We start from the raw sequence: 24,323 nt of genomic DNA on the forward strand, positions 1-24,323 counted from the left end.
CATCTTTATTATAAAATTCTGATCCGAGATATTTATGAAAATTAGCGAACAGTGGCTACGTCAATGGGTAAACCCCAAAAATACCAGCGAACAGTTGGCTGAACAGCTGACGATGGCAGGGCTTGAGATTGATGACCGTTACGCAGTTGCCCGTGCATTTAGCGGTGTGGTCATCGGTGAAGTTATCAGCGTTGAGCAGCATCCAGATGCAGACAAACTGCGTGTCACGCAGGTAAATATTGGCGACGCTGAGCCGCTGCAAATTGTCTGCGGCGCACCTAATGTGACCGTCGGTATGAAAGCACCGGTTGCTACCGTTGGTGCGATACTACCAAGCGATGACGCAAAAGGTTTTAAGATTAAGAAAAGCAAGCTACGCGGTGTTGCCTCAAACGGCATGCTATGCGGCGCCTCTGAAATTGACTTGGTCGATGATATCGATGGCTTGCTTGAGTTGCCTGAAGATGCACCAGTTGGTACCGATATCCGTGAGTATTTAGGTCTAGATAATCAGATATTAGATATCTCTATCACCCCAAACCGTGGTGATTGCTTTAGCGTTCGCGGTATCGCTCGCGAGATTTCAGTCATCAATGACTTGCCTGTACAGTTGCCAGAGATTCCTGACTATGTAGTCGCTTCTGATAATGGTGCAACGCCCGCTGTAACTGTTGATGCGGTAGAGGCGTGCCCTCGCTATCTGTTGCAATCGATTAGCAATATTGATCGTAGCATCGATACTCCAAAATGGATGCAAGATGCATTGGTACAGTCAGGACTACGTTCACACAACTTCTTGGTCGATGTGACCAATTATGTGTTGATGGAATTGGGGCAACCGCTACACGCTTTTGATGCCGATACCATCGAAGGTGATATCGTTGTGCGTTTGGCACAGCCTGATGAAACCATTACTTTGCTCAACGAGCAAACGGTTACGCTAACCGGTGATGAGCTTGTGATTGCTGATGACAAAGGTGCCTTGGCACTGGCTGGCATTATGGGTGGTCAGCGTAGCAGTGTCACCGATAGTACGACCAATATCGTGGTAGAAAGCGCTTTCTTTAATCAACTGGCTATCGCTGCGCGCGCACGCCGTTTTGGATTGCATACCGATGCATCACAGCGTTTTGAGCGTGGGGTCGATTTTGAATTGCCGGAACTTGCCTTGGCACGAGCTTGTGACTTGATCACAAGCATCACGGGCGGCGAAGCAGGTCAAATAGTCACGGCCGAAAACCTTGAGCATCTGCCAGCACGCGAACCGATTACATTGCCAATCGCGAAAGTACGTGATGTTATTGGTATTGATATCGAGCCATCAGAGATGGTACGTATCTTAACTCAATTAGGTTTTGAGGTAGAGCAGCAAAACGACGCATTGATTTGTAAGCCGCCGTCTTACCGTTTTGATATGAGTATCAAGGAAGACCTCATCGAAGAAATTGCCCGTATCTATGGCTATGACAATATTCCAAGCGTATTGCCATATTTGCAAGTCAGCATGGATTATGACGATACTGCAGATTTGACTCATGGGATGAAGCTAGCACTGGTCGATAACGGTTATATGGAAGCCATCAGCTTTAGCTTTAGTGATGCAAAATTAGAAGCATTGCTTGATGATGAAGCGCTAGGAGAGGTGTTGGCACTGGCAAACCCTATCTCTAGTGATTTGGCGGTCATGCGTCGTACCTTGCTGTCAAGTTTACTGCCTTGCGTGCAATATAACTTGAATCGTCAGCAGCCACGCGTACGTTTCTTTGAGACGGGTCTTAGCTTTGTTGGACAAAGTATCAGTGATTTGGTGCAAACCCCAAGCATTGCATTGGTCGCAGTGGGTGATGTATGGAGTGAGCAGGCTTATCAAAACCGCGTCTTAGATTTTTATGATCTCAAACATGATATTGAACAGTTATTACCAGCGCAGATCGATAGCGCCCGTATTCGCTATGAGCGTAGTGCGCTGAGCTTCCTGCATCCAGGACAAAGCGCTGAGTTATATATCGATGATATCTATGTTGGTTGGTTGGGTCAGCTACATCCAAATACTGCTAAGCAGTTGGATCTGCCAACGACATGGGTTGCCCAATTGTCACTGGCACCGCTATTGACGCTTGCTCGTGAGCAGCATTCGATTACGACGCCTAGCAAGTTCCCACAAGTGCGCCGTGATATTGCTATTTTAGTAGACAGCGATATCAGTTTGCAGACTTTAGAGTCAACGGTACGAGCTGCGGCAGGTGATTTGTTGACTGATCTGTGGCTATTTGATGTGTATCAAGGCGATAAAGTACCGACTGGTCAGCGCTCATTGGCGTTTGCACTTGTATGGCAAGATGCTACACAAACCCTATCGGATGAAGCTGTAAAAACTGCCACTGATAAGGTTGTACAGGCATTAACGGATCAACACGCAGTCCAGTTACGTGACAGCTAATATTTAGTCTTTTAAAAGACCCAATGCTCTATAGCCTCTTCAGTTATGAGGCTATGGAGCATTGCTATTCGTAAAAACTATTATTTATAACCCTTTTATTTGTAAAATAAGTTAAGTCATTATTAATAAAGGATTTTAATGTATAGTTTATTAAAAACTACTCAAAAAACCTTTATAATAATTAGACTTAACCCTCATACCGCTAAACCATGATATTCGACATCACGACATAGTATAGGAGTCGTACTGTGAGCACCTTAACCAAATCTGACATGATTGAGCACTTAATGAGTCATCTAAATCTGACACGCCAAGAAGGTCGCTGTCTGGTGGAGAACTTTTTTGATGAGCTGTCAGATAGTTTGATTGATGGCAAAGAGGTCAAGCTTTCAGGCTTTGGCAACTTTGAGCTTAAAGACAAAAACAGCCGTCCAGGCCGCAATCCAAAGACAGGAGAGCCTGTCGCCGTATCCGCGCGCCGCGTGGTGACGTTCAAGACAGGACAAAAATTTCGTCAGAAAGTTGATGAGCGTTTATTCGATACTTAATGCGTTATTGAGTATGACAGCTTGCTTGTTTTCGCTATAGCCTTGTAAAACTATTGGCTTGTATAGCCAATAAATACCAAGTATGGTTATAAGTAACTAACTGTCATAAATTGCAGGCATAAAAAAAGAGAGCATAGGCTCTCTTTTTTTTATTACCGTTTATTTATTGTATGAACAATAAATTACTGAGCTGGCTCTTCAACAACAACTTCGTCAGAAGCGTCAACAGCAGCAGTATCAGTTTCGCTAGCTACGTCAACGCTAGTAGTAGTACCGTCTACAGGAACTTCAGCGTCCATTTCGTCAGTAGCAGTTGCAACTTGAGCGTCAGCGATGTCAGCTTCAGCGTCAGCAACAGCAGCGTCAGCATCAGCAGGGATAGCTTCACCGTCAGCAGCGCCTTCAGCTAGCTCTTCTTGTGCGTCTTGCACTTCTTCTTGCGCGTCAGATAGATCTTCAGCAGCGTTTTCTTTGTTGCTGTCACAGGCAGTTAGGCCCATAGTTGCAGTCATGATACCAGCTAGAGCAAGTAATTTAAGTTTCATAAGATTTTCTCCGGAAAAATGAAATGAGCAGTAGCAGCAACAAAGGACGAATTCCGAGGTTTCTCAGAATTCAATTAGTCTTAGTTACAGCTACTCAGCTTCCACGCATTCTATATGTTTTATATGAAAATGGAAATAGGGTTGTACAATTAAGTAACAATAATATTTAAAATAATATTTTACTTCATCTGTTCGATAGTATTTTTAATACAACAAACCTGATTAATCGACGTATAATCAATGACATCAGACTGTTACGGCACAATATGCAGTCCTACTTTTGGTTGTAATTTAACGTATGTATGGTGTTTAGTTAAGTAAAATTAGAGCCGATTGTCTCGTCTAATGAGGCACAAGTACGCCATTAATATGGGACAAGTAAATATGGGACAAATAAGCCATGATAATTAGCGCTATTTATATTAAGAAAAATTGCTTGTGAGTGAGCAAACCAAAAATCAAATCAACGTATTGAGCGGCTTACTGTACAACATGAATAATGAACAATACGAGTGATTATATCTCGTATATTTGAGGAATAAACTATGAAATGGCAAGGCAGACGAGGCAGTTCTAATGTTCGCTCTAGTACGGGCGGCGGCAAAATGATAGGTGGTGGTATTGGCGGTATTATCATCGCAGGCATTTTATGGTTGGTATTTGGGGTAAATCCTATGACTGCGCTGCAAACAGGTCAGGTAATCGCTGGTGGTGGTAGTAATGGAACTTCCAGCGAACCTGCGATAAGTGACGATCGAGATACCCAGTTTGTCAAAGTTGTGCTGGCGGATACTGAAGAGGTCTGGCATCAGATATTTAACGAAGCGGGTAGTACTTATAAAGAGCCCTCGCTAATTCTGTTCAATGGTCAAGTAAATTCGGCTTGCGGTAGTGCCAGCGCGGCGACAGGGCCTTTTTATTGCCCAGGCGATCAAACGGTCTATTTAGACACATCATTTTTTGTGGAGATGCGTCAAAATCTGGGTATCGCAGGGGATCAGCAAGGCTCTGGGACTCAGGAAAACCAAGGTAAAGCGGGGGATTTTGCGCAGGCTTATGTTATCGCACATGAGGTGGGTCATCATGTTCAGACGCTACTAGGTATTAGTCAGCAGGTCAATGAAGCCCGTCGGCAAGTGACCCAAGCACAATCCAATAAGTTGTCAGTGTTACAAGAGCTGCAGGCAGATTGCTTTGCTGGCGTTTGGGCGCAGCGTAACCAAGAGCGTGTACAGTTTTTAGAAGCGGGTGATATTGATGAAGCCATCAATGCGGCTGGTCAAATCGGTGATGATCGATTGGCACAGGCGAGTGGTAGAGCGGTTGCGCCTGATAACTTTACGCATGGTACTAGCCAGCAGCGTGTTGAGTGGTTCACGCGGGGCTTAGAGAGCGGTAATGTACAATCTTGCGATACCTTTAGTGGTGCGCTTTAAAAGTAAGATTATTTTTTGCAACTCCGCCTATGGGTTATCAGTACAACAATAACCACGCAAAAATTTGACATAAAAAAGCCTGCAATCAATTGCAGGCTTTTTTATTATCTTCTATCTGATATGACTCAACGCATTATTAAGAAATATCAGTGTAGAAGTTTTTAGTTGTTATCAAGAATGTAACCACCAGCGCCGCCAATAGCTGCACCAGCCAATGCACCACGAGCGATGTCTTTGCTGTCGCCTTTACTTCTGATAAGTGCGCCAGCTGCGGCACCTGCTGTTGCGCCTTTAGCGGTATTGCTCATACCACCATATGAATTACAACCAGTCATGATGAGTGCTGAGCTCGTAATTGCTGTCATTGCGATCGTCTTAGCAAATTTCACATTATCACCTATTTATTCGTCAAGTTTGAAATATAATACCTTTAAAAAAACAATGTCCATGATATTTTCAAATATATTCCTACTGTCTGCCATAATAGTGGGTTAGTAGATAGTTAGTCGTAGTAAAAACGCTAAACTTTGCAAACGACATGTAATTGATGTTGCCGCACTGTATCATAAAACGGGTACTTGCTTATATGAGGTACTTAGCGCAAAAATAGGTAGGCGAGTATTTTGGCAATCGGAAATAAAAAAGACCACCGAACGGCAGTCTTTATATCAAGCAAACAATGGCATGCTTGGAAAAAATATGCGTAAATTAGTTCTGTGATTTGCGTTTCATTTGCTCAAAGAACTCGTCATTGGTTTTCGCTTCTTTGAGACGATCTAACAAGAATTCAGTAGCTTGGACGCCATCCATCGGCTGCAGCAGTTTACGTAAAATCCAGACTTTACGTAGTTTATCTTCGTCCAACAAGCGCTCTTCGCGGCGTGTGCCTGATTTTTTGATATTGATTGCAGGGAAGACACGTTTTTCGGCCAAGTCGCGCTCAAGGGTGATTTCTTGGTTGCCCGTCCCTTTGAATTCCTCAAAAATCACGCTGTCCATCTTACTACCAGTATCAATCAGCGCACTGGCAATAATCGTCAAACTGCCACCTTCTTCGACATTACGCGCAGCGCCAAAGAAACGCTTTGGACGCTCAAGCGCATTGGCATCCAAACCACCGGTCAATACTTTGCCTGATGATGGTATAACGGTGTTATAGGCACGTGCCAGACGAGTGATCGAGTCTAATAAAATCACCACATCTTGCTTATGCTCGACCAGACGTTTGGCTTTTTCGATGACCATCTCAGCCACTTGTACGTGACGCTGAGGTGGCTCATCAAAGGTAGAGGCAACGACTTCACCGCGCACGGTACGCTCCATCTCGGTGACTTCCTCTGGACGCTCATCAATCAACAGGACGATTAAGTAGCATTCAGGATTATTGCGAGTGATGGACTGAGCAATAGATTGCAATAACATCGTTTTACCCGCTTTTGGCGGTGCGACAATAATAGAGCGCTGACCTTTACCAATTGGTGCGATCAAATCAATGATACGCCCTGTCAGATCTTCGGTAGTACCATTACCAAGCTCAAGCTTTAGCTGCTCAGTAGGGAATAGCGGTGTTAGGTTCTCAAAAATCAGCTTATGACGTGAGCGATCTGGCGTATCAAAGTTGATTTCACCAACTTTTAGTAACGCAAAATAACGCTCAGAATCTTTTGGTGGGCGAATCGTACCAGCGATACTGTCGCCCGTTTTTAAGCTGAAGCGGCGAATTTGACTAGGGCTGACATAGATGTCATCAGGACCTGCTAGATAAGAGCCTTCTGATGAGCGTAAAAAGCCAAAACCATCAGGGAGCACCTCAAGCACACCGTCACCATAGATGGCTTCACCGTTGCGGGCATGGGTTTTTAAGATAGCAAAGATAATGTCTTGTTTACGGCTACGCGCCATGTTATCAAGACCCATTTCCTTGGCAATAGCCAACAGCTCAGAGATTGATTTTTTCTTTAATTCAGTTAGATTCATAGATAGGTCATTAGCAATTGATCAGATGAGAGATGCCATTAGCAGCACAAGTCACGACAGTGAGTAAAACGACAGTAATATGATGATAGAAGGTATTTGTACAGCGCAATGGCTTATGTAGTGTTGGTATTGCATGTCTGCTTATAGACGCATTGCTATCGCTAGATGCAAGGTCATAAGAATTAGGAATAAAAAAGGCTACATAAGAGTCTGCGTCAAAAACTCAATATCAGTCATTGCGTTTAGTCATTTCGTTTAGCAATGGTGTTTATAATGACGATTGTGTTTTTGTTGATAAACACGAGGAGAATAGCGACAAGATACTAGGAAAACAGATGGTTTTCTCTTGTCAGCAGACTATACGGTCTTCACAATAGCGTTGTCAATAAATTTTGCCAAAAAATTCGTATAATCAAGTTTTTTGCACAAAAAACAAGCAAAAAGCCATTATCGTTATCAGATAATGGCTTTCTTTATCGCTTTAGCTCATTGATTCAAAAAACTTTGAAATGAGAACATTCAACTTATAAATGCTTGTCCAATACTTTGGCCAATTCAGCTTTTGGCTGTAGACCCATCACTGAATCTACTTTTTCGCCGTCTTTGAAGACAAATAAAGTTGGGATGTTGCGGATACCAAAACGGCTCGCTGCTTGTGGGTTGTTATCCACGTCAACTTTAACGATCTTAACTTTACCTTGGTACTCAGTCGCTAAATCTTCTAAAATAGGCGCAATCGCTTTACAAGGACCACACCAAGTTGCCCAAAAATCTACCAATACAGGAAGATCTGATTCTAGAACGTCTTGGTCAAAGTTTGTGTCGGTAGTATTAACAATAAGGTCTGACATAATTTTATCTCTCTTGTTTTATTTATTCTGTCACCACACACCAGCTGTCATATTTATCTAATAATAAGTGGGTCAGTGGTCAAAGAATCGTTTAGAAGTGGTGAAAATGTGCCATTATATTAACATGTTTGCTCAGTCTTGACAGATTTAGGCTGGTTAAATTGTTCAACAATTACGATTAGCACAATAAATCAAAACAGAATGACACAGGTTGGGTTTTCTCTGTTACGTGTGATCATTGCTTTGCTAAAACATACTTTTTGAGCACTTTTAGCCGTCTGTTTTTACATTGAATCATCCCACTTTTACTCTCAATAAATAGGGCGCTACTGTGCCAAAATAACAGCCGCCAAAGCCCCATATTACGTTCAATTTATATAAGTAGTTAAGTTTATGCCTTTTACTGATGAAGAAGTCGACGCTCTCAACGCGCAAGAAAATGCCTATCCACTTGAGTTTTTCAAACAATTTGTGCAAGAGATTACCGTTTACGAAGATGATGATATTTGGGTAGTGGATAAACCGGCAGGGCTGTTAAGTGTCGATGGCAAGACTCTCAAGGTAAGCCTGCTTGCTCGGCTTGAGCGTGCCAATCCAGCGGTAAAACTGATTCATCGACTGGATATGGACACGTCAGGTCTGATTATTTTTGCAAAAAATGCCACCGCCCAAACCAATATCAGTAAACAGTTTATTGAACGCTTACCGCAGAAAAAATACCAAGCACGAGTTTTTGGGGAATGGGAGCAGGTGGGCGCAGCGGGTGAGATATCGGTGCCAGTACGCTATGAGCCGACGACCAAGCCGCGTCATATCGTTGATCATGACTGGTCAAAGCATGCTTTAACACTGTATGAAGTCATAGCGCACGAAATGTGTGATGGTCAACCAGTTACCCGAGTGATGCTTAAACCCGTTACAGGTCGCAGCCATCAACTACGCGTGCATATGGTGCATGCAGGTCATGTGATGATTGGTGATCCGATATATGCTGAAGGCGCGGCACTCAAGATTGCGCCAAGGCTAAATCTACATGCGCAGCAATTGCGCTTAAAGCATCCAGTATTGGGTGCTTGGATGGACTGGGAAAGTCCATGCCCATTTTGATGCATTAGCTGCCTGAATATGAAGTCGAAGCGCGCGATTAATAGAAGCACTAAGGTTATCGCTGATCATGTAAACACAAGGATGAGAATATGCTTGATATCGCTACTACCAAACAGGCGATTAAAAGTCGCCTCGCACGTAGACAGTCGCAAAGGGGTAAGCCTGCTGATTATGAAGTGCTGATTATTGGTGCGGGCATTGCGGGTATCGGTATGGCCTGCCGCTTACAGCAACTAGCGCATAAAAATCTATTTGGTCATAAAGGTGCAAAAAAACAAAGGCAGAACAAATCAGTTAACAACAAAAGAGGCTCGCAGCGCTTTGCCATATTAGAAAAACGTGCTGATTTGGGCGGCACGTGGGATTTATTTACCTATCCTGGTATCCGCTCTGATTCTGATGCCTTAACCTTTGGCTATAACTTTAGACCGTGGCTAGATTATAGAATGCTGGCAGCAGGTGGCGATATTAAGCGTTATATCGCTGATACGGCGCGCGAGTTTGGTATTACGGAGCATATTCGTTACGAGCATGAAGTTCAGCAAATATCATGGTCGAGTATGGATAAGTTATGGACAGCAACCATAAAAAACCATACCAGCGGAGAAGTGTTCGTTAAGACGGCAAAGTTCGTGGTCGGTGCTACGGGCTACTACGACTATAAGCAAGGCTATCGTCCTTATTTTGCGGGAGAAGAAGATTTCCGCGGTCGTATTGTCCATCCGCAGCATTGGGGTAATTTAGATTATAATGACAAAAAAGTGGTCATTATTGGCAGCGGTGCCACTGCAATGACGCTATTGCCGGCACTGGTAGATGAAAGCAGCGAGCAGTGTGCGCGTCATGTCACGATGCTACAGCGGACACCCACTTATGTGGCAAGCGTACCGGGCGATGATCATGCTATCGACTGGCTATCAGGCAAGTTTTCACCTTTATCAAAAGAGCAGGCTTATACGGTACTGCGAGCGCGCAACGTGTTGCGGCAGCAAGGGCTGTATAAATTAGCCACTCACGCGCCCAAGCTGATGAAAGCTGTGCTAAAAGGCGGCGTGACAAAAGAGTTAAAAGGTAGCGGCGTTGATGTCGAGCACTTTATGCCCGATTACAATCCGTGGGATCAACGCGTATGCGCTGTGCCAGACAGTGACTTATTTAAGTCTTTGCACGGTAAACGTGCAGCAGTGGTCACCGATCAGATCGACCACTTCACTGAAACCGGTATTATGCTGCAATCAGGCGAGCATCTTGAGGCTAATATCATCGTCACAGCAACCGGATTGAAGCTGCAAATGCTAGGCGGAGCAGCGGTATATATCGACGGGCAGGCCATTGATATCGGTACGCGCATGACGTATAAGGCAGTCATGATCGAAGGCGTGCCTAACATGGCGGCCTTATTTGGCTATACCAATGCCTCATGGACGCTAAAGATTGATCTGGCGTGTCGATATGTGGTGCGGCTGTTGAGTTATATGCACAAAAACCGCTACCAAGTCGCGCTGCCACAGGCACAGGCGGCGAATGCTACCGCCTACGCCCAAGCAGATACGGTGATGGGCTCGCTATCGTCTGGATATGTCAGGCGTGCCCAAGACAGACTGCCGAAGCAAGGCGATCGCTACCCGTGGTACGTGACCAACAACTATCTTAGCGACCGTGTGATGCTCAAATACCGCAAAATAAAAGACGACTGGTTGCGGTTCAGTCGTTAGGTTTTAATTGATCGATAGTCGCTATTGATGCTGATTATCGATAAAGTCAGCAACTTGTTTGCTTAATATCTGCCACAAGGTCTCTTGGGCGCTTTTGCTGCCCCAAGCATTGTGCGGGCTAAATATGACGCGTGGATGGTCGCTGAGACTGAGTAATGGGTCATCGTTCGCGATGGGCTCTTGTGCAAATACATCACTGGCATAACCGATGATTTGCTCATTGTTAATCGCATCAGTCAATGCTTGGCTATCAACGACGCCGCCACGAGCGACATTGACGATGAGCGGTTGTTTGCTCATTTTTGCCAAGGTATCTTTATTAATGAGGTGTTCGGTTTGTTCAGTCAATGGACAATGCAAACTGAGGACATCTGCACGAGCTAATACCTCATCAAATGCCGTATAATCGTCGTTGCGCGGCGTGCGTCCTTGATGCTCCGCCCATAGAACTGTCATACCAAATGCACGCGCGATTTCGGTTACGCGCTTGCCAATGGTGCCAATACCAATGATGCCTAGCGTCTTGTCTTCCAAATCTATCAGCGGAATATCCAGCAGACAAAAATTCCCGTTTGCTAGCCATGTGCCATCAGCGACTTTTTGATGGTAATGAATACCGGCACGCATCGCAGTCAGCATGAGCATAAAGGTATGCTCAGGCACGCTTTTTACCGCATATCCCGCCACATTATAAAGTGCTACGCCATGTTTATCGCAAGCCTCATGATCGACGTTATTCATGCCAGTGGCGGTCAGTTGAATCAATTTTAGCTTGGGTAGGCCAGCGATCACCTCTGCGCCAATTTGCACTTTATTGGTGATGATGATATCGGCATCTTTACAGCGCTCAATAATGAGGTCCGTGTCTTTTGGCGTATCGTTATAAGTGACGTAATCGCCTATGCCTGCTGGTGCGGGCAAATCAATGCCATCAGAAAAAGTGCCTTTATCCAAAAAAACGGCTTGCATCATGATTCCTTATTTATTGTTGTCCTATAGATAGAAATAGTTGTCAAATGAATCGTTATGGGCTTAATGTAGCACGTTGGAGTTTTTAGTCAAAAACGAATCCATTAAATATTGGCTAAGTGGTGATAAGCGTTTAAAAACAAAGTAATTTATATCATGAGCGGATTTACTGAGCATGATTGGGCCCAAAGACCTTATAAAGTCATGGGTATCATAAGCCGCCTCTTGAAAATTGAACTTAACGCACTCATCTAGCCGCTAACGTTATATAATGGTAAGGCTTGGCTATTGGTTTCACTAACATTATGACACTGCGTTTGCATCTATTGATGATTTGCCTCATTTTTAACCTGACTACTATCACAAGCCACCATTGCTATCTAATTTTTAATTATCTGAGTACAAAAGACATCGCCTTATGACTATCTCTATTGCTTCATTGCACAGTACTGAATTCGCCGTTGGCCAACGTTATTTATCTGATACGGAGTCTGAGCTTGGCTTAGGTGTGGTTATCGATGTCGATGATCGATGTGTGCATATTTTATTTCCACAAAGTGAAGAGACGCGCGTCTACGCAAAAAACTCTGCGCCACTATCGCGCGTGGTGTTTAAGGTTGGCGATACGATCTATGACCAAGATGGCAAAAGCTATACAGTCAATGCTGTCGATGAAGTCATGGGTGTGCTCAAATATAGCGTCGATGAGCACGAGGGCGGCACTGCTTCTAAAGGAATAATGGAGACGCGCCTTGCGGCCAATATCACGCTAGCCAAGCCGCTTGAGCGTCTGCTCGCTGGTCGTATCGAACGCGGCGATTGGTACGAGCTGCGCCAAGATATCTTGCGTATGCAATCAGCATTGGCAGGCCATCCACTCAAAGGGTTGATGGGCGCGCGTGTCGATATCATCGAGCATCAGCTCTATATCGCACACGAAGTCGGTAAGCGTATCGCGCCGCGTGTCCTGCTCGCTGATGAAGTAGGTCTTGGTAAAACCATCGAAGCGGGCATGATTATCCATCAGCAGCTACTAACGGGTAAAGCTGAGCGTGTTTTGATTTTGGTGCCAGACAGCTTACAGTATCAATGGATGATTGAGCTGCGTCGTCGTTTTAATCTGAATTTTGCATTGTTTGATTTGGTGCGCACAGCTGCGATCAAAGAACATGATCCTGAGCAAAACGTCTTTGCCACTGAGCAGTGCATCATCGCGGGCATGGATTTGTTGCTTGATCATCCTGATTTGTACGATCAGGCGATGGAAGCGGGCTTTGATCTATTGGTCGTCGACGAAGCGCACCATTTGCACTGGGATGAAGAGCAGGGCGGCAATGACAAATACGATTTGATTGCTGACTTTGCTGAAGAGACGCCTGGGGTGATGCTACTGACAGCAACGCCAGAGCAACTTGGCGCGCAGAGTCACTTTGCCCGTTTGCGCCTGATAGATCCTGATCGCTTTGATGATCTAGATGAGTTCATCGATGGTCAAGAAGCCTTTGCCGAAACCGCTGCCGTCGCTGGCGTCTTGATAGAAGACAAGCCACTGAGTGATGGGCAAATTGCAGCTTTGAGCCATTTATTAGACATTAGTATGGATGAGCTGGGCGCAATCAATGACGATGAGCGCTTGCGTACTTATGCCCTTAACGAGCTACTGGACCGTCATGGTACCGGCCGTATCTTATTTCGCAATACTCGTGAGAGTGTCAAAGGGTTTTATGGACGAAGCCATCAGCCATATCCACTGCACCTGCCTGACGCATGGGTTGATAGCTACCAAACCACGGGCAAACTGCGTGAGCAGCTGTGGGGCGAAGAAAACCAGCCCGACGGTGGTTGGCTAGAAGATGATCCACGCGTCTCTTGGTTGGTTGATATCTTACGCAGTGAGCTTAAGCAGCAAAAAGTACTGCTAATCGCTCGCAGTGGCGCGACAGTAGAGAGCTTAGAAGCTGTATTGCGTCTGCATGCCGGCATCAAAACCGCTATATTTACTGAGCAGATGACCCTGCTTGAGCGTGACCAAGCAGCAGCATTTTTCGCGGATAGTGAAGGCGCACAAATATTATTATGCTCAGAGATTGGCTCTGAAGGTCGTAACTTCCAGTTTGCAAGCCAACTGATACTCTGGGATTTACCGGCAAACCCAGATACTTTGGAGCAGCGTATCGGTCGTCTAGATCGTATCGGTCAGACACAGCAGATCATGCTGCATGTGCCTTATGTACAGGGCACGGCGCAAGAGCGTCTGTATCATTGGTATAACGATGCGCTGAATATGTTTAACCAAATATCACCAACGGCACAAAGCGTGCAAGAGCAGTATATCCAAGAGCTCAAGCCTGTACTTGAAGGCGCGGATACTGCGGATAACAATGCTATCTTACAAGACATCATTGATGAGGCGCTACAGACGCGTTTGGGCTTAGAGGCGCAGCTACAAGCGGGCCGTGATCGTCTGCTAGAGTACAACTCGTGTCGTCCGCGTGTCGCTGGACGTATTGCGGATGCCATGCGTGACTTTGATGGCAATAATTTGTTGCCGCATTTCATTGAGCGCTTCTTTGCCTCTGCCAATATCGACCATAATATCCAGCGTGATGGCTCGTGGGTCATCGCACCGATTGATAGCACTGAGATCAGCGACTATATCGATGGCTTGCCGCTTGGTGATGAAGATGGTATGACGTTGACTTTTGTGCGTGAGCAAGCGCTTCAGCGTGAAGATATCGATTTTATTACGCATGAGCATCCATTGATGCGCGCTATTTATGAGCTTGCCAGTACCAGCACTTTTGGTAATACGACAGTGGCTATGCTAAAAAGCGCCGCTGTGCCGCAAGGGATGGTACTGCTAGAAGTAAACTTCCGTATCGAAGCCATCGCCCCAAAAGTGCTCAATCTGCCAGCGACATTGACCACGCAAAATATCCGTGTCTTTATCAGTGAGCAGGGTAGTGACTTGTCCGCTCGTATCAGTGCTGATATGATCATGCCGCATGTGGAACGCTTGGACAAAAACCGTGCTCGTCAAGTGATCAAAGTGCGCGGCGATGTGATCGAGCAGCGGTATTACGAGGCTGAAGACATCGCACGTGAGCAAATCGCGGAGATTGGTGAACAAGCAAGTGCGCGCTTTAGTCAGCAGTGGTCACGTGAGATCAAACGTCTCAAGCACTTGCAGACCATTAATCCAAATGTACGCCCCGAAGAGATTGAGCGCCTAGAGCAGCTCAAAGCTCAAGGAGAGCAAGCGCTTGGTAATTTATCGCTAGTGCCGGACTCTATTCGCGTACTGATAGCAGTGAAGCCATAAACTTTTAGATGATTGTCAAAAACGAGATGTTGTTAGACATCTCGTTTTTTTATGAATGAGATTGCTTGGACGAGTAAAGTAGATGCGATTTTTTATCGCAAATCGTTAAGCAATACTTATGAGTAAGCTGACAGTAACTAGTCAAAGCCAACAATATTGGGTAAGATATTTACCTTTTCTATCGAAAATGAACAGATAGCCATGGCCTGGTGAGCTATGGCTGTGTGTTTGTTCTAAAGTCTCTCTTGTATATATTAGCAAGCGATCTCATATTATTTTAAATTCAAGCGCAGCGGCTATATGGCATCGAGATTGTTAGATGCTTACTTTTGGATGCTGAGCGTGTTTGATAAAAATAAGGAAACATATTGTCATGTCCGATAATTCACAACTGATTGATGAGCTGCTAGCTACAATCGCGCTTATTGAGGTTACCCCCGATGTCTTTGAGGGTAAGAGCCATGATTATGTGGGCAGTCGTATATTTGGCGGGCAAGTATTGGCCCAAGCGATCATGGCAGCAGCGCATACATTAGATCAAGACAAGCCTTGTCACTCGTTGCATGGGTATTTTTTGCGTGGTGGTGATATCAATCAACCAGTGATCTATCAAGTGCGCCGTCTGCGTGATGGTCGCAGTTTATCCGCGCGTGAAGTGACGGCTATTCAGTACAAAGAAGTACGCGGTAAAGCGCCTGTTGAGCAAGTGATATTTTCGATGATTGCGTCGTTTTCTCCCATGGAGGATGGCCTTGCGTATCAAGAAGACATGCCTGTTTATCCACCGCCAGAAGATCTATTGACCGAGCAAGATTTAAAAGAAGAGTACGTGGGCAAAGTACCAGATGCGCTCAAAGCACGGTTTATGCGCCGCCGTCATGTCGAGATAAAGCCTGTCAAACCGCGTAATCCGATCAATCCAGAACCGATGAAACCTAAGCAAGCCAACTGGCTGCGTATTCGCGAGCTGGGCAACCAGCCGGTGGCGATTCAGCAAGCGCTATTGGCATTTTCGTCTGATTTTTACTTGGTGGGCACGGGGCTTATGTCACATGGCGTGAGCTTTATGACCAGCGGGTTGCAAGCTGCTAGTATCGATCACTCGATGCACTTCCACCGTGAGTTTGATTTGAATGACTGGCTGCTCTATGACATGTGGAGCGATACCACGTCCAATGCGAAAGGGCTGAACCATGGGCAGTTTTGGCAAGATGGCAAACTGGTTGCCACCGTGCAACAAGAAGGCCTAATGCGCTTGCGTGTGCCAAAGTCCTAACCCTAGCCTTAGCGCTATTTATTGTTGGCTACTGTCATCTTGTGATCATAAAAAAGGGACTCACTATTGATAATGAGTCGCTTTTTTTTATGCCAGTTTTTTACACTAATTTTTATTCTAAGATTTTAATCATCGCACGAGGCAATCCTAGACTGTCTTGTGCTGTTTGTTCGGTGAGCCATTTAAAATCAATCTCAGCTGCTGCTAGTTTCTCGTTGAGTTCTATCGTTTGCGCAGCATCGACAGTGAGTTTGCGCGGTGTTAAATACCAATGGAAATGCGTCAATGAGTGCTTGATAGGGGCGTCATCTAATAAGGTATTGCTAACTGATTCGGTTACCAGTTCATTCTTTATTAGCCATTCGTTGATAATTTGCTCAGCCGTGGTGAACTCTGTCTCGTATATTTTTTCATTACTGCGCACGCCACTTGCCAAGCTTGATGACTTATCGTCGCTCGTGACTGATTTATTAGCAGTAGTTTTGCCAGTTATCTTGCTATTTGCTTTACCATCAATTTTTTCTACGAACTGTAAAGGCAAGCTCCATAGGCCACCCCAAATGCCATTATCAGGGCGTTGTAGCCACAATATCTCACCGTCTATATTTTCTATCAGCAATGCATCGCTAAACTTGCTCGGTTTGGGCTGTTTTTTCGCTTTGACAGGATAATCAGTCTCGCGCCCCTCAGCATGTGCCAAGCAATCTTCTTGTAGCGGGCATAATAGGCAAGCAGGTTTGCTACGCGTACATAACGTTGCGCCCATATCCATCATGGCTTGTGCGAACAGTCCTGAGTTCTCTGTCGGTGTTAAACGCTCCGCTAATGCCCATAACTCTTTCGTCGTAGCAGATTTAGTGATATCGCCGTCAATGGCTGCCCAGCGCGTCAATACCCGTTTGACATTACCATCACAGATGACGCCATAATGATGCAATCCCATCGCCATAATCGCCCCAGCCGTTGATGGGCCAACGCCAGAAATCGCTTCCCAACCTGCGAGTGTCTGCGGGAACTCGCCCGTCTCCTCGATTACTGCAACCAGCTGCTTTGCCCCTTTATGCAAATTACGCGCGCGTGCATAGTAGCCAAGCCCCGCCCAATGCTCGGCGACCACATCCCAGTCGGCAGCGGCCAAATCCTGCACGGTCGGAAACGTCTCCATAAAGCGTGCAAAGTAGGGCAGTACTGTGGTCACTTGTGTTTGCTGAAGCATCACTTCGGATAACCAAACGATATAAGGATTGGGCGTGTCAGTTTGGTGCTGTTGCCACGGCAAATCATGGCGACCATTTTCGGCAAACCAATCGAGTAGGCGCGGGGCAAAGGAGTTTAGAGATGACTCAGGTTGAGAGAATAAAGTAGGCAAGAATAATCCTTGTCAATTAATAAAAAATATTAGACCATAAAAGGTTAACTAATTTATGGGGTGGGCTGACTCGCTATGCAATGGTTTGTTGTTTTTAAGGAAAAGCATTAGTTAGTTATTACGTGTTCTTCACTTTCAGTTTAATAATAAGTAAAACCAATGTTTTCATTAATAGTTTAGGAGATAGTATCTTGTCAGCACAAACCTTTTTCGTTTGGGATATCCATCAAATTACTTGTACACCAAGTAAAGACAGCTCATGGGAACAAGCAACGCACGACTTTGAAGCTTTGCGCCAGCAGCTAGTGGATACTATCAGCTCAAATATCATTGAGCTAGCAGATCGTCTCGTGGACGAAGCCAGAACCTCGGATTATTCAGAAGTCTTTTATGAAGCCTACGTAAATACAAATTTAGAGATGAAAACTCATTCTAAAACCGCTTGCGTAGCCATACCCACACCTGAAGCACTGCACGGTGAAGCGTTAGATGTTATCACCCCTCTATGTGAAGAGTTAGGGCTAGTGTTTTATGACACTCGGGGTATGGTTGCCTATCCAGATGGTACGATCTATCCGCCTAACATCGCAAGAGGTATGGCACTGCTAAAAGAAAAGCGGGCGCTGGCAAAACAGTCTGCTGATATTTATAAGCCAGAGGCACAGGTTCCTAGAGATAGAGAGGACTTTGAAAAAATACTGCACCCATTCATGCATGATTGTTTAGAACGTTATGGTTATCAGTGTAGTCAAGTAACAAGCGCTAACGTTAATGACTCTCTTGAAGTCGATGGTTGTACCAAGGCCATGCCTTATGGTCATGTGCGTCTAACCGGAGGAGCGGAAGGTAAGAACGGCTATTTTAGATTAAAAATTCATGCGTATTTTGTATCACCAGCGTTTGAAGAGATTTACGATAAAGTAACGCTGCCAACTGAGCTTACTCGGCAATCTCCTTATTTAAAGCTAGATTACATTAATGTATGCGATAAAAACTTTGCAGATAAGCAAAAACAGATTACTGAATTTATTAATACTGAGTTTGCCAGTAAACTGGATGAAGTAGATAAAATAGACAGCTACAATCAGCTTTTTTTGTTACTGCATGATAAGATTGCAAGAGGGCACAGCCATGGTGAAAGAGTGGATAAACAACTTATTCTAGCCAAACTTGCAGGTCGAGAGGACTATGATGATTTGATCATACAGTATCGTGAACTTATTGATAACTCACCAAACGACTATGTTAAGAATAGAATGAATGAGCGCTGGGATAGACTTTTAGAGATTTTATCTACCGTAGAGCCATTGGAGTAGCTGATTATGACTGAATACGCTTTGCTTTATGTTTGGGATGCAAGTTTGGGTGATGGCGATGAGTATCTGCCTATCTCTTACGATAGTGCAGGTGTATTACTACCGCAGCTTATAGAGATAGAAGTCAGCGCTCATAGCGAAAACATATTCGAGTTTGCCACTGAGCTACAACAACTGGCTCAGGAAGGTGATTTATCATTTGAGCTTTCATTAGCATTCGGGGCAACGGTCGCTCATGTACAGCTACAGAATACATTTGCTGTCTCTCTGCCGCTGCCAGATAATAACATGCAAGAAGCTGCTAGAGTAATTGCACCATTGGCAAAGAAACATGGGTTGGTGTTTTATTATTTGCTAGGGTTAGTTTCTTTGCCTGACGGGAAAATTTTCACTTCTACATGATTGGTCTTACGTTTATTAAATCTACTTCCGATTCTTCCGCGTTTTTAGACGACGTAAGCGTTTTTCTTCCTCGCGGGCTTTTTTCTTTTCTTCAGCAGCGATGCGTTGTTCGGCGACGACGATTTCTTCTGCCTCAATCATAGCTGGGGTCTCAAGCGTGATACGCCCGATCTTTGCGCTACGTAGCTCGTTAATGAGAATCTCAGACATACGGTAGGTATCGACTTGATTGCCTGCGCGTACACAGCCGCGATTGCGTCCTGCCACTTCAAAGAACTCCCAATCGGTCTTGGGTAACTCGTCAATTTTATAGCGGGTTTTTAGCGACTCAGGATAGGCGTGCATCAAGTACTCAGCGGTATAGCTTGCGACATCAGCAAAATCAAAAGCAGTATCACGGATACCGCCTGTCGCTGCTAGACGATAGCCAGAGTTTTCATTTTCAACTTTCGGCCATAGCATACCGGGCGTGTCATAGAGCATGATGTCATCGTCGAGCTTAATCAGCTGCTGCGACTTGGTTACCGCTGGCTCGTCACCTGTCTTTGCCACGGCGCGACCTGCTAGCGTATTGATCAGCGTTGATTTGCCCACATTTGGAATACCCATAATCATCGCTTTGATTTGACGACCAGTCCCGACTTTATTGGGTACGAGGTGTTTGCAGATGGCAATGATGCGTTTTACGTCATTGGCTTTTTCAGTATCGCACGCAATGGCTTTGACTTGGCTTTGCTGCTCAAGATGATCCATCCAGATTTGGGTCAATTCAGGATCGGCAAGGTCAGCTTTATTCAGGATTTTAATCACAGGTTTTTCGCCGCGTAGGGCTGCGACCATTGGGTTTTCGCTGCTATAGGGGATACGTGCATCGATGACCTCGATGACCACATCCATCTGCGGCATGATTTCTTTGATTTCGTTGCGGGCTTTGTTCATATGCCCAGGGAACCACTGAATACTTGCTCTCTTATCCATCTGCTTTTATAACCTTGTTATTCATAAATGTCGCGCAAAAGACATGGCGCTATGTTGGCATTGTCTGTTGTCATGGGATCCAGTTTACTACAAACCCGATGTATCCATGGGACAATTTCACCTGACCTACTTACCTGACCAGATGCGCCGTTACGATTGAGGGGGATCTCCTATCTCTTCGTTGGCTGGCGGCAACGGCGCAAGATACCCAATCAATAGTATTAAACTGCCGGCACCAATGAACGAGATCACGCGCCAAATTGCCTCGGTCTGTGATAAGTCAACTAAGACCAGTTTAATCACAACGATGCCTAACAACCCAATACCCATAAACCACAGCGCGCGCTGCCAGTAGCGGCTGGCGACAATAGTCGCGACCAAAGCCAAGAGCGTCCACAAGATGGTCAGTCCTGTCTGTACTTGTTCGCTACTCCAAGCGCCGCCCTGAGCGCCGTCCCAAAGCGGTGTACCGATAAAGGCATGTAGGCTGCGTACCAAAATACTTGAGAGCCACCAAAAGGCAATCAAAGCCAATATGATCAGCGTATGGCGATAACGCTCGGTAAAGACCGTATTGGGCGCACGCACTTGTTGAAGCAGTCGTAATAATAGCAAGGAAGCAGCTATTACCAACCCCATACTGACATCAATGATGCTCAGCACTGGCAAATATGGCAGCTGCCAGACCGCGCCGTCGCTATAATAATTACTGAAAACGACCCAAAACAAAGCAATAGGCAGCAATGCTTTGCCAGTGCCTATCAGCGCATGTGGCAGGTTGAGCCAAGCAGGAGCGCGCGCGATCAGCGTCTGTTTGCGCTCAGATGCGTACGTACTGATTTGCTTGTAAGTTAGATAGAGAGGGATGACATATAGTAGCGCGACCAGTAGCATCGGCGGCGCGATATGCTCAGCATTTGACCGTAGCGCTAAGGTATAAAACAGCACAGACAACGCGGTGATCAGTAGACTGGTTGGATCCACATACCGCTGTTCGCCTGCTTGATACCAGCGTTTGAGCCATAGTAGTGCAACGCCTAATACCATAAGCGCGCTGATAATAAAGTATCGCCATTCAATGTTATCCCACCGATGGGAAAATATAATGATAATGGGTGTGAGAGTGACCATAAACGTATACAGAGCGAGCAATATCGCACGGTTGATACGGCGTGCCTGTGCCCACGGCGTTTTGCTATCGATAAGCCAAAAGCCAAGACTGTGTATGATGACGGTCAATATAAACAGCGTCGTTACTGACACTGCTAACCACAACTCAAAGGCGATATACGTCGCCCAAATACTCCAACAGGTAGCCAGTAGTGAAAAAGCATATATCAACCAGCGACGTTGCCAATGGGCAATTTTGGTTTGATTCCATTTGCTGATTGCATCAAACAGTGAAAAATGCCGTAGTAAATACGCACTGACCAGCGGCAACCATGCCACCAGTAGCCACACTAACATAAGGGAGGTGTCACCTGCAGATAACCGAGACGGAATATCGAGCAACCATAACCAAGCCACACTCAGCACATGCAGACCCAGCCCAAAATAGACGGACCAAGTCCGCTTTGAGCGCTCGCCCAGCCAGACCAACGCTAAGGCTTGTATCGACCAGCCACAGGTCATCCAATTAGCGTCCAACGCCAACGCCACCATAATCGCCAAAAACCCAGCACCCAACGCCAGCATACTCTCGGTCACCAGTAGATAACGCGGGCTTTGTTTGACAAAGACATATCCTGTGCCTAAGTACAGCAATGCCAAAATACCAGCAGTAATCGTCAATCCATGCGACACGCCATCAAGCAAGGCGGCCAGCACCCCAAAGGCCAGTACGGGTGCTGAAAATAGTAAGCTGGTATCTATGGGGAAAATTGCTTGCGATGATGAGTTGGCTAAAGATAGCCTGTCGGGCGCTTGATCATTAGTAGTACTGGCAGTGTTGTAGTCAATAACATGCTGCGCATAGCGAATGACCACAAACAAGTACAGCAGCACATGCAGCGCAGTGATCATTACCAGCGACCAGCGCTGCGTCTTAATAATGGCGGGCAAGTCTTCGGTCAAGCCCCAATAGTAGGCCAGTCCAAACGTGACAGTTACCCCAAGCAGATTTAGGACTTTCCATGGGCGATAGTGGGCGATGACAGCGATGGTGATATTGAGAAGCAGATAATAACCAAAAAGCGCCGTCAAACTTCCCGTACTCTCACTGGTCAAAATCGGCGCAAAAAAACCACCAGATAACGCTAACAACGCGAGCGGAAAAGCGTTTTGACGTACGGCGAGGGCGATAGTGATGGCAGATAATATTCCAAGCCCAATAAAGCTCGGTACACTTGGCATGATTTCATAGACACTATAAGCAAAAAAGGTGCTCAAATATGTAATCGCTAAGCCTGCGCCCTGTAGCGTGATACCATACGAGAAGCGTTTTGCGGTGAGTTTGAATCCCAGTGCTGCTAATGCCAAACCTGCAGCGCCGATGGTGACAAGCTTTGTGGTAATTGAGATCTCGATATATTCGCTAAGCAAGCGCAGCAGCAGTACCACACCCACCAGCAGTACCAATACGCCAACTCGTACGACGAGATTGCCACCAAAAAACCAGTTTTTGATTGAGTGCATGAGCGAGGTGACGATAGGGAGTGAGCGCTCATCTGGTTCAATGGGGGTATTTTTGTCGTTGTTTTTTGCTGCTATTGGGTCAAGAGGGGCTACGAATTTCTGATCAGAAGCGTCTGATTTTATATCATTGGTTGGTGTCGAGTCAGTAGTAGGTAGTGGCGGTGGCGACGATATAGGAATTCGACGGTTTGAGTCAACGATGAGGTCTTTGGTAGCGTTATCCCTAGTGCCAGCAATCGTATCCGTTTCAGTAACGGCATCAGTGTCTTTAGAAAAATTCTTGCGTGTATGGGCACCGTCATCAACCAACTGCGTGGCAGAGGATGTTACGCTACGTTTTGCTTGCTGCTCAAGTTCAGCCTGTAGTTTTGTTACATCGCGGCGCAAATACGTGATTTCTCGCTTTATTTTGGTGTATAAAGCGACTACTACAATCAATAAAACTGTAAAAGCCAGCCAACCTAACTGGGTCATCCATAGGTATAACATTTTGTTGCTCAATCCAGCTGATAGTAATGTGATAATGACGCGATTTGCTAAGAAGTACAAGACCGCTCTGATTACTTACCCAAAAGGTCATTGGTAAAACAAAACCCAAAATAAAAGGGCAGCTTAATAGTTAAGCTGCCCTTCTTTATGAGTTTTATATCAGAAGTTTTTTATGCCAATCTATGCCAAATTGGCTTTCATAAACTCAAGCATATTTTCCCAACTTTGCTTAGCAGCGGCTTCGTTATAGCCAAGGTCCACTTCATTTTTTTCAGCACGCTCATCGGCATGTGGATTGGTAAAGCCATGCTTAGCATTGTCATAGACATCGATAGTGTAATCTACGTCAGCTGCGTCTAGCTCTGATTTTAGGCCTTCGATGGCATCCATTGATACCATTGAGTCATCACGGCCATGCGCGACCAGTACTTTTGCAGTGAAGTTTTTGTCTGCTGGTTGTTTTGGCGTTGGGTTACCATGGAAGGTAGCGACCGCTTTTAGTGGCATGCCTTCGCGAGCCATGTCTAGGACGACTTTACCGCCGAAGCAGTAACCGATTGCCGCGAGCTTGTCACCGTCAACTGATAACTGATCGCTAAAGTCGTTCAAAATCAAGCGGCAGCGTGCCATCAGCATGTCTTGATCAGCAAGCACTTGCTCCATCCACATGTTGGCCTGAGCCGCATCGGTAGTGAGTTTTCCTTCGCCATAGACGTCCATTGCGACCGCTGCATAACCAGCTTCTGCCAAACGCTCTACTACTGATTTTGGATGATCGACCACGCCCCACCATTCTGGTGCGACCAAGATACCTGCTGCTGGATTATCATCAGAAGCGTTTTCTGGTAGTGCCACATAGCTGATAAGTTCAACGCCATTTTCGGTAGTACTGATTAACTCGAAAGTCTTAACTGACATAGGATTGTCCTTTTTTATATTATGAGTTTTG

Annotated in this window: 18 protein-coding genes; 9 read left to right on the plus strand and 9 right to left on the minus strand. The window is 45.5% G+C overall.

What is annotated here, in order from left to right; genetic code table 11:
- Positions 1-34 precede the first annotated feature (34 nt).
- Together pheT and AOT82_RS09780 are read left to right on the plus strand one after the other, a co-directional pair.
- A complete protein-coding gene (gene pheT / locus AOT82_RS09775; protein ID WP_071002830.1) occupies positions 35-2,440 on the plus strand; it encodes a phenylalanine--tRNA ligase subunit beta in 2,406 nt (801 codons plus the stop codon).
- 248 nt (positions 2,441-2,688) lie between these two features.
- Positions 2,689-2,988 (plus strand): integration host factor subunit alpha, encoded by a 300-nt coding sequence (locus AOT82_RS09780; RefSeq protein ID WP_058023539.1) that lies wholly within the window; start codon positions 2,689-2,691, stop codon positions 2,986-2,988.
- 182 nt (positions 2,989-3,170) lie between these two features.
- Here AOT82_RS09780 and AOT82_RS09785 read toward each other — a convergent pair whose 3' ends face one another.
- Positions 3,171-3,533, minus strand: coding sequence for a hypothetical protein (locus tag AOT82_RS09785; RefSeq protein ID WP_071002831.1), 363 nt, complete (start codon positions 3,531-3,533; stop codon positions 3,171-3,173).
- Between the two features lie 545 nt (positions 3,534-4,078).
- On the opposite strand from AOT82_RS09785, the gene ypfJ reads away from it, so the two are divergent.
- Positions 4,079-4,969 (plus strand): KPN_02809 family neutral zinc metallopeptidase, encoded by an 891-nt coding sequence (gene ypfJ / locus AOT82_RS09790; RefSeq protein WP_071002832.1) that lies wholly within the window; start codon positions 4,079-4,081, stop codon positions 4,967-4,969.
- A 161-nt stretch (positions 4,970-5,130) separates the two neighbouring features.
- Here the strand turns inward: ypfJ and AOT82_RS09795 are convergent, their stop codons facing one another.
- The 3 genes from AOT82_RS09795 to trxA all read right to left on the minus strand — a co-directional run bounded on the left by AOT82_RS09795 (position 5,131) and on the right by trxA (position 7,797).
- Positions 5,131-5,334: a glycine zipper 2TM domain-containing protein gene (locus AOT82_RS09795; RefSeq protein WP_227517137.1), complete on the minus strand. Its 204-nt coding sequence runs from the start codon at positions 5,332-5,334 to the stop codon at positions 5,131-5,133.
- Between the two features lie 343 nt (positions 5,335-5,677).
- Positions 5,678-6,946, minus strand: coding sequence for a transcription termination factor Rho (gene rho / locus AOT82_RS09800; RefSeq protein WP_058023543.1), 1,269 nt, complete (start codon positions 6,944-6,946; stop codon positions 5,678-5,680).
- A gap of 524 nt (positions 6,947-7,470) precedes the next feature.
- Positions 7,471-7,797, minus strand: a complete 327-nt coding sequence (gene trxA / locus AOT82_RS09805; protein ID WP_058023544.1) for a thioredoxin — start codon at positions 7,795-7,797, stop codon at positions 7,471-7,473.
- Positions 7,798-8,190: 393 nt separating this feature from the next.
- Here trxA and AOT82_RS09810 point away from each other — a divergent pair, with 393 nt between their 5' ends.
- Positions 8,191-8,904 carry an RluA family pseudouridine synthase gene (locus AOT82_RS09810; RefSeq protein WP_071002834.1) on the plus strand — a complete coding sequence of 238 codons (714 nt, stop codon included), beginning with the start codon at positions 8,191-8,193 and terminating at the stop codon, positions 8,902-8,904.
- A gap of 89 nt (positions 8,905-8,993) precedes the next feature.
- On the plus strand, positions 8,994-10,619 hold the full coding sequence (locus tag AOT82_RS09815; RefSeq protein ID WP_071002835.1) for a flavin-containing monooxygenase: 1,626 nt from the start codon (positions 8,994-8,996) through the stop codon (positions 10,617-10,619).
- Between the two features lie 21 nt (positions 10,620-10,640).
- Here the strand turns inward: AOT82_RS09815 and AOT82_RS09820 are convergent, their stop codons facing one another.
- The gene (locus AOT82_RS09820; protein WP_071002836.1) at positions 10,641-11,588 is read right to left on the minus strand and encodes a D-2-hydroxyacid dehydrogenase; all 948 of its coding nucleotides are present in this window, start codon (positions 11,586-11,588) and stop codon (positions 10,641-10,643) included.
- A gap of 418 nt (positions 11,589-12,006) precedes the next feature.
- Between AOT82_RS09820 and rapA the strand changes: the two genes are divergently transcribed.
- Both rapA and AOT82_RS09830 read left to right on the plus strand, forming a co-directional pair.
- Positions 12,007-14,910, plus strand: coding sequence for an RNA polymerase-associated protein RapA (gene rapA, locus AOT82_RS09825; RefSeq protein WP_197496657.1), 2,904 nt, complete (start codon positions 12,007-12,009; stop codon positions 14,908-14,910).
- A 373-nt stretch (positions 14,911-15,283) separates the two neighbouring features.
- The gene (locus AOT82_RS09830; RefSeq protein WP_071002837.1) at positions 15,284-16,186 is read left to right on the plus strand and encodes an acyl-CoA thioesterase; all 903 of its coding nucleotides are present in this window, start codon (positions 15,284-15,286) and stop codon (positions 16,184-16,186) included.
- A 112-nt stretch (positions 16,187-16,298) separates the two neighbouring features.
- Here the strand turns inward: AOT82_RS09830 and mutY are convergent, their stop codons facing one another.
- The gene (mutY, locus tag AOT82_RS09835; RefSeq protein ID WP_071002838.1) at positions 16,299-17,555 is read right to left on the minus strand and encodes an A/G-specific adenine glycosylase; all 1,257 of its coding nucleotides are present in this window, start codon (positions 17,553-17,555) and stop codon (positions 16,299-16,301) included.
- A 191-nt stretch (positions 17,556-17,746) separates the two neighbouring features.
- On the opposite strand from mutY, the gene AOT82_RS09840 reads away from it, so the two are divergent.
- Both AOT82_RS09840 and AOT82_RS09845 read left to right on the plus strand, forming a co-directional pair.
- Positions 17,747-18,871, plus strand: coding sequence for a hypothetical protein (locus tag AOT82_RS09840; RefSeq protein WP_071002839.1), 1,125 nt, complete (start codon positions 17,747-17,749; stop codon positions 18,869-18,871).
- Between the two features lie 6 nt (positions 18,872-18,877).
- Positions 18,878-19,273, plus strand: a complete 396-nt coding sequence (locus AOT82_RS09845; RefSeq protein WP_071002840.1) for a hypothetical protein — start codon at positions 18,878-18,880, stop codon at positions 19,271-19,273.
- A gap of 21 nt (positions 19,274-19,294) precedes the next feature.
- Here the strand turns inward: AOT82_RS09845 and ylqF are convergent, their stop codons facing one another.
- From ylqF to AOT82_RS09860, 3 genes are all read right to left on the minus strand, one after another.
- Positions 19,295-20,251: a ribosome biogenesis GTPase YlqF gene (ylqF, locus tag AOT82_RS09850; protein WP_071002841.1), complete on the minus strand. Its 957-nt coding sequence runs from the start codon at positions 20,249-20,251 to the stop codon at positions 19,295-19,297.
- Positions 20,252-20,401: 150 nt separating this feature from the next.
- Positions 20,402-23,359, minus strand: coding sequence for a DUF2339 domain-containing protein (locus AOT82_RS09855; protein ID WP_197496659.1), 2,958 nt, complete (start codon positions 23,357-23,359; stop codon positions 20,402-20,404).
- Between the two features lie 195 nt (positions 23,360-23,554).
- Positions 23,555-24,292, minus strand: coding sequence for a dienelactone hydrolase family protein (locus AOT82_RS09860; RefSeq protein WP_071002843.1), 738 nt, complete (start codon positions 24,290-24,292; stop codon positions 23,555-23,557).
- Positions 24,293-24,323: the final 31 nt, after the last annotated feature.

This window comes from Psychrobacter sp. AntiMn-1, assembly GCF_001854065.1.
Taxonomy (GTDB): domain Bacteria; phylum Pseudomonadota; class Gammaproteobacteria; order Pseudomonadales; family Moraxellaceae; genus Psychrobacter; species Psychrobacter pacificensis.

Excerpts from the sequence above, each read along its gene's own strand:
- pheT (WP_071002830.1), top strand. The coding sequence starts at position 35 with ATGAAAATTAGCGAACAGTGGCTACGTCAATGGGTAAACCCCAAAAAT.
- AOT82_RS09795 (WP_227517137.1), bottom strand. The coding sequence starts at position 5,334 with ATGACAGCAATTACGAGCTCAGCACTCATCATGACTGGTTGTAATTCA.
- ypfJ (WP_071002832.1), top strand. The coding sequence starts at position 4,079 with ATGAAATGGCAAGGCAGACGAGGCAGTTCTAATGTTCGCTCTAGTACG.
- AOT82_RS09860 (WP_071002843.1), bottom strand. The coding sequence starts at position 24,292 with ATGTCAGTTAAGACTTTCGAGTTAATCAGTACTACCGAAAATGGCGTT.
- AOT82_RS09810 (WP_071002834.1), top strand. The coding sequence starts at position 8,191 with ATGCCTTTTACTGATGAAGAAGTCGACGCTCTCAACGCGCAAGAAAAT.
- AOT82_RS09820 (WP_071002836.1), bottom strand. The coding sequence starts at position 11,588 with ATGCAAGCCGTTTTTTTGGATAAAGGCACTTTTTCTGATGGCATTGAT.
- AOT82_RS09785 (WP_071002831.1), bottom strand. The coding sequence starts at position 3,533 with ATGAAACTTAAATTACTTGCTCTAGCTGGTATCATGACTGCAACTATG.
- rapA (WP_197496657.1), top strand. The coding sequence starts at position 12,007 with ATGACTATCTCTATTGCTTCATTGCACAGTACTGAATTCGCCGTTGGC.
- AOT82_RS09845 (WP_071002840.1), top strand. The coding sequence starts at position 18,878 with ATGACTGAATACGCTTTGCTTTATGTTTGGGATGCAAGTTTGGGTGAT.
- trxA (WP_058023544.1), bottom strand. The coding sequence starts at position 7,797 with ATGTCAGACCTTATTGTTAATACTACCGACACAAACTTTGACCAAGAC.
- ylqF (WP_071002841.1), bottom strand. The coding sequence starts at position 20,251 with ATGGATAAGAGAGCAAGTATTCAGTGGTTCCCTGGGCATATGAACAAA.
- AOT82_RS09815 (WP_071002835.1), top strand. The coding sequence starts at position 8,994 with ATGCTTGATATCGCTACTACCAAACAGGCGATTAAAAGTCGCCTCGCA.
- AOT82_RS09830 (WP_071002837.1), top strand. The coding sequence starts at position 15,284 with ATGTCCGATAATTCACAACTGATTGATGAGCTGCTAGCTACAATCGCG.
- AOT82_RS09855 (WP_197496659.1), bottom strand. The coding sequence starts at position 23,359 with ATGACCCAGTTAGGTTGGCTGGCTTTTACAGTTTTATTGATTGTAGTA.
- rho (WP_058023543.1), bottom strand. The coding sequence starts at position 6,946 with ATGAATCTAACTGAATTAAAGAAAAAATCAATCTCTGAGCTGTTGGCT.